General features: G+C 30.0%; 7 protein-coding genes. 3 read left to right on the top strand and 4 right to left on the bottom strand.

What is annotated here, in order from left to right; translation table 11 throughout:
• Positions 1-87 precede the first annotated feature (87 nt).
• The 3 genes from glmS (at position 88) to MSCUN_RS02610 (ending at position 3,011) form a co-directional block, all read left to right on the top strand.
• A complete protein-coding gene (gene glmS / locus MSCUN_RS02620; RefSeq protein ID WP_095609189.1) occupies positions 88-1,860 on the top strand; it encodes a glutamine--fructose-6-phosphate transaminase (isomerizing) in 1,773 nt (590 codons plus the stop codon).
• 86 nt (positions 1,861-1,946) lie between these two features.
• Entirely contained in the window at positions 1,947-2,429 is a 483-nt protein-coding gene (locus MSCUN_RS02615) for a hypothetical protein (protein WP_095609190.1), read from the top strand.
• A 96-nt stretch (positions 2,430-2,525) separates the two neighbouring features.
• Positions 2,526-3,011 carry an acyl-CoA thioesterase gene (locus MSCUN_RS02610; protein WP_095609191.1) on the top strand — a complete coding sequence of 162 codons (486 nt, stop codon included), beginning with the start codon at positions 2,526-2,528 and terminating at the stop codon, positions 3,009-3,011.
• A 170-nt stretch (positions 3,012-3,181) separates the two neighbouring features.
• On the opposite strand, the gene MSCUN_RS02605 is transcribed toward MSCUN_RS02610, so the two are convergent.
• From MSCUN_RS02605 to rimI, 4 genes are all read right to left on the bottom strand, one after another.
• On the bottom strand, positions 3,182-4,324 hold the full coding sequence (locus tag MSCUN_RS02605) for an amidohydrolase family protein (RefSeq protein ID WP_095609192.1): 1,143 nt from the start codon (positions 4,322-4,324) through the stop codon (positions 3,182-3,184).
• A gap of 297 nt (positions 4,325-4,621) precedes the next feature.
• A complete protein-coding gene (gene carB, locus MSCUN_RS02600) occupies positions 4,622-7,810 on the bottom strand; it encodes a carbamoyl-phosphate synthase large subunit (RefSeq protein WP_095609193.1) in 3,189 nt (1,062 codons plus the stop codon).
• A 91-nt stretch (positions 7,811-7,901) separates the two neighbouring features.
• The gene (gene carA, locus MSCUN_RS02595; RefSeq protein WP_095609194.1) at positions 7,902-8,990 is read right to left on the bottom strand and encodes a glutamine-hydrolyzing carbamoyl-phosphate synthase small subunit; all 1,089 of its coding nucleotides are present in this window, start codon (positions 8,988-8,990) and stop codon (positions 7,902-7,904) included.
• Between the two features lie 520 nt (positions 8,991-9,510).
• A complete protein-coding gene (rimI, locus tag MSCUN_RS02590) occupies positions 9,511-9,954 on the bottom strand; it encodes a ribosomal protein S18-alanine N-acetyltransferase (protein WP_095609195.1) in 444 nt (147 codons plus the stop codon).
• Between the last annotated feature and the right edge of the window lie 115 nt (positions 9,955-10,069).

The following is a 10,069-nucleotide window of genomic DNA, read 5'->3' as shown; positions in this document are numbered from 1 at the left end:
ATATAAAAAAATAAAGAATAAAATAATAAATAATAATTTTTAATATAAAAAAAGAATTTACTATAGAATTTATTAGGTGATTAAAGAATGTGTGGCATAGTTGGATGTATTTTAGATAAAACAGCGGCTCCAACAATACTCAAATCAATAAGAAAACTCGAATACAGAGGATATGACTCAGTTGGAATAGCAACAGTAACAGACACAATAAACCTTAAAAAAGGAATTGGAAAAATAGACGAAGTTGATGATGAAATACATCTTGATGATATAGATGGAAAAGTAGGAATAGCACACGTAAGATGGGCAACACATGGAAATCCTACAGAAGATAATGCACACCCACACAATGACTGTAACAATAAGATAAGCGTAGTTCATAATGGAATAATAGAAAATTATAAACAACTAAAAGATGAACTAATATCAGAAGGACATATGTTTAAATCAGAAACTGATACAGAAGTTATACCTCACCTACTTGAAAAATATCTAGATGAGGGTAAAAGCTTCCTTGAAGCAATGCAAAGTACAGTTAAAAGACTTAAAGGATCATACTCAATTGCAGCAATATCCACAGAAGAACCTGATAAAATAGTTGGTGCAAGAAATGAAAGTCCTCTAATAATAGGAGTATCTGATCATGGAAACTACCTAGCATCAGATGTACCAGCAATACTAAATGAAACAAATCAGATCATATATCTTGAAGATAAAGAAATAATACAACTTACAAAAGATAAAGTGGAAGTAATGGACTATGAACTAAACATTGTTCCAAAAGAAATAACAACAATAACATGGGATTCAGAAATGGCAGAAAAAGGTGGATATGACCATTTCATGATAAAAGAAATCTATGAAGAACCACAAGTAATAAAAGATACATTATCTGAAGCTGACAAAGTACATGAAATTGTAAAGAAATTTAAGAAATTTGACAGAATATACTTCGTAGCATGTGGAACATCATACCATGCATCACTTGTTGGAGAATATCTTATTGAATCCCAGATAGGAATACCAACTGAGGTAATACTAGCATCAGAATTTGAATACTTCCAAAAAACTCTTGATGATCATACACTCGTAATATTCCTAACACAGTCAGGGGAAACAGCAGATACAATAAAAGCATTAAAAATAGCAAAACAAAAATCAGAAACACTAGCAATAGTAAACGTGGTAGGAAGTTCAATAACACGTGAAGCAGATCATGTAATATACACAAGAGCAGGACCTGAAATTAGTGTTGCTGCAACAAAAACATATATAAGTCAGCTTGTATGTATCTATTTATTAGTAGGATATCTTGGTGAAAACCAGGAAATTCTCACAAAACTTGAAGAAGTACCAGAATATGCAGAAGAACTATTAGACTCAGAAAATCAAATAGAACAAATAGCTAAAAAATATAAAGACTCTAAGGATTTCTTCTATATAGGACGAGGATTCAACTATCCAACAGCACTAGAAGGAGCATTAAAACTTAAAGAAATAACATACATCCATGGAGAAGGATATCCTGCAGGAGAACTTAAACATGGACCACTAGCACTTATAGATAAAAACATACCAGTAGTAGGAATACTACCACCAGGTTCAAGTTATATGAAAACATATAATAACCTAGAAGAAATAAGAGCACGTGGAGCAGATATGATCATACTAGGTGCTAGTGATGATAAGATGATCTTTGATATAGAAGATAAAATCCTATTTGACCCTGATATTGATGAAATATTAGCACCACTATTATACATAATAGCCTTACAACTTCTAGCATACTTTATAAGTGTAGAAAAAGGAATAGATCCTGATAAGCCAAAAAATCTGGCAAAATCAGTAACAGTAGAATAGAACATTAAATAAAATCAAATAAGTACAACAATAATATAATAATCTTGAATAAAATCATTTAAAAAAAATAAATAGTGGGTGATTTTATGAAAGAAAAAACAAAAGGAAAACTGTTTGTAGCATTAATACTTGCAGTAGTTTCAATGTCACTAGGATGTGTATGTGGGATGTCCAATATTGGTGATGAAGTAAGTAAGATAATACTACCAGTATCCTTAAGCCAACCGGATGACAAAATCAATGTAATACGCGAAGATCCAGAAAAACTAAATGAAATAACAATAGAAGAACCAAAAACACAAAATACAACCAAAATCAATCCAACAAAAAATGAAAACATAATAGATAAAATCATAAACAAAAACATAACAATAAAATCAAACAACACAGATAACAACACAACAACTAATGATACACCATCTAATAATACACAAAATACAACACCAACACCAAAAGATAACACTCCAATTAAAGAAACAAGAGATATACAAGATAACAATGACAAAGTATCATTAACATCATCACATGATACAAAAAAAGTCAAAAAACAAACAAATGACTCAAACTAACCACCATAAAAAAATATATAAACACATAACCTCCCCACAATTTTTATTTTTTCTTTTAAATAAAACAACATTTTCTTAAAGAGGTATTAAAATAACATGTATAAAACAATGATAACACCAAGAATAGGTGAAACAGATGGACTAAGACATATAAACAACACAGTACTACCATTATGGTTTGAAACTGCTCGCAATCCAATATTTGAAATATTTGTACCAAACTATGAACTAACATATAAAAAATGGAATCTAATCATGGTACATTCAGAATATAATTACCTTGATCAAATATTCTTCGGATATGATGTAGAAGTAAGAACATATATAACAAAAATTGGAAACTCATCATTTACAATATACCAAGAAGCATGGCAAAATGGAACAATAAGAGCTAATGGATCAACAATACTAGTACATTTTGACTTCATAAAACAAGAAAGTCAAACTATACCACCTGAAATACGAGAAAAACTCCAAGAACTATACATGGATATCAATGATATAGAAAAACAAAACAAAAAAGAAATGAAAGAAAACAAAAAACAAGTTGAAGAACTAAATTACATAGAATCAGACCTATAATGATTAAATTCTTATTATTCTAAAAAAAAAACTAAATTTTTTTAACCTCCATATTTTTCTTTATATTATCAAAAAAAAAAATTAACTTATTTTATTTTAAAAAAGAACTATTTTTTTCATAAGAAAAAAAAGAGTATATTTTAGGGTGGTGAAATTTTAAATATTTCATTTTACATCTGATTTCCCATTATAAAATGAATGATATCCTCAGGTGATGTACGATTTACTATTGAAAGATATGGATCTTCTGATTTTTGTTTTATAACAAGAATATCTGACACATTTCCCTCTTGGATACTAATATCTTTTCCTAGTATTTTAAATCCTGTTATTGTTGCCATTTTAACAACATCATATGCTGTTATCTTATTTTGATATGCACCACGTACAGCTTTAAGGGTGTATTCCATTTCCCGGAACATATCAGGCATATTAAACATTACATTATCAGTACCAAGTGCTACATCAATTTTTTCTTCTACATATGCTGATACTGGTGGTATTCCAACACCAAGCATCCCATTTGAACGAGGACATGCTATGATAAATGGACTACTAGATGCAAGTAAATCTAAATCTTGCATTATAGGATATGTTACATGAACAAGTGATGTAAATCCACTACGAAGTGCACGTTCAACTTCTGTCTGGTTAGTTTCTTGTACTGATTGTTCTTGAAGAGCTGAGTATTCTGCAACATGAATCATTGCAAGTTTATCTTCTTGGTTACATATATCAGCTATTTGAAGTATTACCTCATCATCAATATCTTCCACTCCACTTAGTCCTATTCCATCACAATGTTGAAGTAATTCACGTGTAATATCACGTACTTCATCCATTGTAATATCAGGATCATAGTATTTATCACTTCGTCCAAGAATACATGCATTAATAGGTAAATCATATACTGCCTTTTTAAGTAGTTCTATTCCCTTAAGTCCTCCTTCTCTGAAGTCTATGAATGTTGATATTCCATTTAGTACCATTTCCTTAGCTGCATCATGCATTGCATCAATAAGTTGTTGATCTGTAGCTTCTTTTAGTTTTTGATGTTTAAGACCATTAGGTGGTGCTACAAGTTCATCTATTGGAAGTCCATCTCCAACATCTTTTGCTATAGCATCACCAATATGAGTATGTGCATTTATAAAAGCAGGCATCACAATACAGCCTGTAGCATCAATTATTTCACCTTCTTGATAATGTGGTGATATTTTAATTATTGTTCCATCATCATCTATTACTATATTTGTTTTTTTAGGTTCAAGATTAAATCCTGTTAAAACAAGACCATTTTTAATTGTTATCATTGTTATCTAATTCCCATATTCACTATATTTTTTGGATAATATGTATTAGTTTATTATAATAATCTTATTTAAAATATAACCTTAAAAATGAGAAAAAATTAGGATATTAATATCATTTTTTTTAAAATAATCACAATGTACTAAAGATGATTGTTTAATAAATCTTTTTTTTTAGAAAAATTATAATGTCTAAAAAAAAAGATAAAAAAAAAGAAGTTAAAAGGAGATTAAATAGGGTTTTTTTTATTCATTTTTATACAAAATATTAATGAATACTACAAACCTAGTTTTATGGGGTTATTCTAGTTTACTGTATTCATTTAATGATTTTACGTTTATGTCACCATTTGATGCTTCTTCTATTGCTTTTAGTACTGCATTTGCTCCTGCAATAGTTGTTACATATGGTATTCCTAGTTCTATTGCAAGACGTCTGATTATGTATCCATCATCAGCTGATTGTTTTCCTGATGGTGTGTTTATTACAAATGCTACTTCACCATTAATCATTGCATCACGAATATTTGGTGATCCTTGACTTACTTTGCGTATAACTTTGATATCTTCTTCTGGTGCTGCATTTGCTGTTCCTTTTGTTGCTATTAGATCAAATCCAAGTTCTTTTGCTTTTCTTGCTATTTGTGCTATTTCTGGTTTGTCACTATCACGTACACTTAAGAAGATTTTACCACTTGTTGGTAGGTTCATGTTTGCTGCAAGTTGTGCTTTGTAGTATGCAAGTCCGAAGTTTTTATCGATTCCCATACTTTCTCCTGTTGATTTCATTTCAGGTCCTAGTACTGAGTCTGCATCTGGTATTTTTAAAAATGGGAATACTGATTCTTTTACTGATACATGATCTATATCTGAGTAGTTTACAAGTTCAAAGTCTTTAAGTTTTGCTCCTACCATTAGTTGTGCTGCTATTTTAGCTATTGGTATTCCTATTGATTTACTTACAAATGGTACTGTTCTACTTGCACGTGGGTTTGCTTCGATGATGTAGAGTTTTGGTTCAGGATCCATTTTTATTGCATATTGTATGTTAATAAGTCCTACAACTCCTAGTCTTAATGCTAGTTTTTTGGTGTATTCTTCTACTTGTTGTATTATTTCATCTGGTACACTTTGTGGTGGTATTACACATGCTGAGTCTCCTGAGTGTATTCCTGCTTCTTCTATGTGTTCCATGATTCCACATACATATACTTCATCTCCATCACAGAGTGCATCTACATCTAGTTCTATTGAATCTTCTAGGAATTTATCTACTAATATTGGATGTTCTTTTGATACTTTTACAGCTTCTTTCATGTAACTTTCAAGTTCATCATCATCATATACTATTTCCATTGCACGTCCACCAAGTACGTATGATGGTCTTACAAGTACTGGGAATCCTATACGATGTGCTGCTTGACGAGCATCATCTAGTGAGTTTGCTATTCCATATTCTGCTTGTGGTATTCCTAGTTCATTTAGTACTTCTGTGAATTGTTCACGATCTTCTACCATGTCAATACTTTCAAATGGTGTTCCTAGTATTTTAAATCCTGCTTCATCTATGCTTTTTGCAAGGTTTATTGAGGTTTGTCCTCCAAATTGTACAATTACACCATATGGTTGTTCTGTTTTTAGAACTTCTAATACATCTTCTTCGGTTAATGGTTCAAAGTATAGTTTATCTGATATGTCATAGTCTGTACTTACAGTTTCAGGGTTGTTGTTAATTAGTATGGTTTCTATATCATCATCTTTTAATGCTAATGCTGCATGTACACAACAATAATCAAACTCAATACCTTGTCCTATACGAATAGGTCCAGCTCCTAGTACTACAACTTTTTTCTTATCATCATCAACACTTTGTGCTTTGCTATCATATGTTCCATAGTAGTATGGTGTTTTTGCTTCAAATTCTGCTGCACATGTATCTACCATTTTATATTCAGGTCCAAGATCTAGTTTTTCTCGTGCATCTTTTACTACTTTTTCATCAATTTCAAGTATATTTGCAATAGTTCTATCAGCAAAACCATATTGTTTTACTTTACGTAGTAATTCTTCATCAACTAGTAAATCTTCTCCTGCTTGTTTTATTACATCTTCCATTTCTATGATGTTTTTGATTTTATTTAGGAAAAATGGACTCATCTTAGTTATTTCTGCGATTTCCTCAATACTTCTTCCATCTTTTAATGCTGAGTATACTTGGAAGAATCTTTGATCTGTTGCATGTTCTAAGTCATAGTCTGTGTAGTCTGTGTATTCAAATGCAAATTGATCAATATCAAGTGACCGGATTGCTTTTTGAAGTGCTTCTTCAATTGTACGTCCTATTGCCATTACTTCTCCAGTTGATTGCATTTGTACACCAAGTTCTCCTGTATTTCCTTTGAATTTATCAAATGGCCATCTTGGGATTTTTACAATAACATAATCTATTGCTGGTTCAAATGATGCTGGTGTTTCTTTGGTTATGTCATTTTTTATTTCATCTAGTGTCATTCCTAGTGCTATTTTAGATGATACTTTTGCAATTGAATATCCTGTTGCTTTTGATGCTAATGCACTACTTCGACTTACACGTGGGTTTACTTCAATTACTTTGTATTCACGTGTTTCTGGGTTTACTGCAAATTGTATGTTACATCCACCTTCAATTCCTAGTGCTCGTATGATTTTTATTGATGCATCACGTAAACGTTGGTTATCATCGTTTGAAAATGTTTGTGTTGGTGCTACTACTACACTTTCACCTGTGTGTATTCCCATAGGATCAATGTTTTCCATGTTACATACTATGATACATGAATCATTTTTATCTCGCATTACTTCATATTCGAATTCTTCCCATCCGAGTACTGATTCATCTATTAGTACTTGGTTGATGAAACTCATTTCAAGTCCGTGTGTTACAATTTCTTCAAGTTCTTGTTTGTTATTTGCAACTCCTCCACCAGTTCCACCAAGTGTAAATGCTGGTCTTACAATTACAGGATATCCTATGTCATCTACTGCTTTGTATGCTTCTTCTAGTGAGTTTACTGCATGACATTTAGGTATTGGTTCATTTAGTTTATCCATGAATTCTGCAAATAAGTCACGATCTTCTACATTATTAATAGTTTCAATAGGAGATCCTAGTACTCGTATACCATCAAGAGCTCCCATTTTATCAAGATCTATTGCAATATTTAAACCAGTTTGTCCTCCCATTGTTGGAAGTATTGCATCTACTTGTTCTTTTTCTATTATTTTTGCTACTATCTCTGCATTTAGTGGTTCTACATATACTTTATCTGCTGAGTCTATATCTGTTTGGATTGTTGCAGGATTACTGTTTACTAGTACTGTTTCTATGTTTTCTTCACGTAGTGATTTACATGCTTGTGATCCTGAGTAGTCAAATTCTGCTGCTTGTCCTATTTGAATAGGTCCTGAACCAATTATTAATACTTTTTTTATACTTTCATCCTTTGGCATTTTTATTCTTACTCCCCAAAAATTTTTTTTTATATTATGTCCTTTTTTTCTTAATATTTTTATTTCTTTTAAATTCTCTATTTTTTTCCCATTATTTTTGATATGTTTTCACAGTTTCTATGAAGTCATCAAAGAATGTTTTTGAATCATTTGGTCCAGGTCCTGCTTCTGGGTGATATTGTATTCCAAATACAGGTAGTTTTGTGTGTTTTATTGCTTCTGGTGTTTGGTCATTTAGATTTATTTGTGTTATTTCAAGGTCTGTATCATTTATTGAGTTTTCATCTATTGCAAAGCTGTGATTTTGTGATGTCATGTATACTGTTTTTGTTTCTAGATCTTGTACTGGCTGGTTTAATCCTCTGTGTCCAAATTTCATTTTATAGATATCAGCACCATATGTTAATGCTATGATTTGTTGTCCTAGACATATTCCTGCAACTGGCATTACTTCTGCAAGTTGTTTTATTGTATCTTGTATTTTTTCTACATTTTCTGGATTTCCAGGTCCACTTGATATTAGTACTCCATCAACATCAAGTTTCATTATATCATCAAATGATGTGTTTGATGGTAGTAGTGTTACTCCAACGTTACGTTCTACTAGGTTATCTATGATGTTTTTCTTTACTCCACAATCTAGTATTGCTATGTTATATTCACATCTTTCATTGATTTGTTTTGGTTGTTTTACTGATACTTTATCAACTAGATTTAATTCTTCAATTCCAGGTTGTTTACGTACTAATTCTAGTAGTTCTTCATCTGATATTTCAGCATTTGCTACTGCTGCTTTCATTGATCCAGCTTCACGTATTTTAAGTGTTAATGCTCTTGTATCAATATTACTTATTCCTGGTACTTCATTTTCTTCTAGAAATTCTGATAGTGTTTTTTCAGATTTTGGATGATATGGTTCATCACATAATTGACGTACAACATATGCTTCAGTTTTTATATCATCTGATTGATACCATTCTGATGATACTCCATAGTTTCCTTCTAGAGGATATGTTGACATTAGTATTTGTCCTTTAAATGATGGATCTGTTAGTGCTTCTACATATCCTACCATTGCTGTGGAAAATACTAACTCTCCTGTTTTTATACATTCAGCACCAAAGCCTTCTCCTTTTAGTATTGTACCGTCTTCTAATGCTAATTTTGCAGTTTTTACCAAATTTAAAACCCCGATTTTTTATTATTTGTATTACTTTTTTTTCTATAATATTTTTCAAAAAAAAAATATCATATTCTACGTTTTTTATTTTTGTATAAAATGAATCGTTCTTTTTATCGTTCTTATTTTATTAAAATTTCTAAAGTAATAAAAAAAATGATAAAATTTGTATAATTAATTTTAGCCTTGTTTTATAAAATCTTTCATACCTAAAGTTAGTAAGATAATTTATATTTATATTTAAAATAGTATTTGATATTCTTTCGTCTTAATAAAAAATATAACATTTGTATTTTAATAATAAAAATTTTATAGAAACTAACAGCTAAAATAAATTGATTAATTATTATATTTTTTATATTTTTTTAAAATTTTAATAAGTGTTCATTTCTAATATTAATATATAGTATCTAATACTAAAAAAAAGTAACGGTAAAAAATAGAAATTTATATTAAAAAAAAAGTTACATATATAAAAGAATGCTGTAAAAAAAAGTATGTAAAAGTTGAAAAAGTGTTTTTATGTATTTTTCTTCTCATACTTATGAAGCATGATAATGGCAGTTTCACCATCAGAATAATATTTATCTTCCTCAGCAATTTGTCTAAAACCATTTTGTTGATAAAAATGTATTGCTCGTATATTTGACTTTTTAACTTCAAGCTTTACATCACATATATCATTTACATAGAATATTTCAATAGCACGTTGTAATAATAATGTACCTATCTGCATACCACGGAAATTTGAATCTATTGCAATGACAATAATATGACCAATACCATCTTTTATCCAGAAAATAATATAACCTACTATATTTGATGATATTTCAGCTACAAGAAAACCAGCACCAGCTTCATATAATCTCATAATAATATCAATAGGATAAGGTTCTGAGAAACTTTCATACTCAATTCTTATAACTTCATCTAAATCTGTAGGCTTAAAATCACGGATAATCATTTACCTTACAACTCCTAATATAAAAAAGAAAAAAATATTTTTTTTTATTATTCTTATAATTCTATTATCTACTTTTATTTAATGATTAATATTAAATTTTATCTTAAAAAAAAGG

Source organism: Methanosphaera cuniculi, assembly GCF_003149675.1.
In the GTDB taxonomy this organism is placed as follows: domain Archaea; phylum Methanobacteriota; class Methanobacteria; order Methanobacteriales; family Methanobacteriaceae; genus Methanosphaera; species Methanosphaera cuniculi.
This window is presented reverse-complemented; position numbering and strand designations above follow the sequence as displayed.

Excerpts from the sequence above, each read along its gene's own strand:
- glmS (WP_095609189.1), top strand. The coding sequence starts at position 88 with ATGTGTGGCATAGTTGGATGTATTTTAGATAAAACAGCGGCTCCAACA.
- MSCUN_RS02615 (WP_095609190.1), top strand. The coding sequence starts at position 1,947 with ATGAAAGAAAAAACAAAAGGAAAACTGTTTGTAGCATTAATACTTGCA.
- MSCUN_RS02610 (WP_095609191.1), top strand. The coding sequence starts at position 2,526 with ATGTATAAAACAATGATAACACCAAGAATAGGTGAAACAGATGGACTA.
- MSCUN_RS02605 (WP_095609192.1), bottom strand. The coding sequence starts at position 4,324 with ATGATAACAATTAAAAATGGTCTTGTTTTAACAGGATTTAATCTTGAA.
- carB (WP_095609193.1), bottom strand. The coding sequence starts at position 7,810 with ATGCCAAAGGATGAAAGTATAAAAAAAGTATTAATAATTGGTTCAGGA.
- rimI (WP_095609195.1), bottom strand. The coding sequence starts at position 9,954 with ATGATTATCCGTGATTTTAAGCCTACAGATTTAGATGAAGTTATAAGA.